Source organism: Corynebacterium lipophiloflavum DSM 44291 (genome assembly GCF_000159635.1).
Lineage (GTDB): Bacteria > Actinomycetota > Actinomycetes > Mycobacteriales > Mycobacteriaceae > Corynebacterium > Corynebacterium lipophiloflavum.
In genome coordinates this window covers 1-480 of record NZ_GG667225.1, presented here as the reverse complement: position 1 = coordinate 480, position 480 = coordinate 1, and the positions used below count along the sequence as shown (strand labels likewise).

Below are 480 nucleotides of genomic sequence, written 5' to 3'. Positions count from 1 at the left end.
TTCGGGAAAGCTTCGAACGCAACAAGCATCGCTACGGCTACCGGCGGGTGCTGCTGGACCTGCGTGCGTAACCAGAGCTGGGTGGTCAACCACAAACTCGTCTACAAACTCATGCATGAGATGGGTCTTCGAGCCAAGATCCGCCAACGCAGGCCTTATGTTTCCTACGCTGGGACGATCAGCCACATCGCTGACAACAAGCTCGAGCGCAAGTTCACCCCGGATGCGCCAAACACCGTCTTTGTCAATGATGTCACCGAGTTCAGAATCGCAGGCCGCAAGATATACCTGTCACCGGTGATGGACTTGTTCGACCGCTCCATCGTCGCTCACACCGTTGCCACATCGCCGTCGACAGCATTTACCACCGATTCTTTATCCAAGGCGATCGCAGCGTGTGCACCTGAACCCGGGTGGATGATGCACACCGATCAAGGCTTCCAGTACCAGCATTCCTCCTGGCGCAACCTGATCGGCAAT

The 480-nt window shown here is 56.2% G+C and carries 1 pseudogene; it reads left to right on the top strand.

What is annotated here, in order from left to right:
* Positions 1-480, top strand: a pseudogene (locus tag HMPREF0298_RS11300) (IS3 family transposase); the annotation flags it as partial.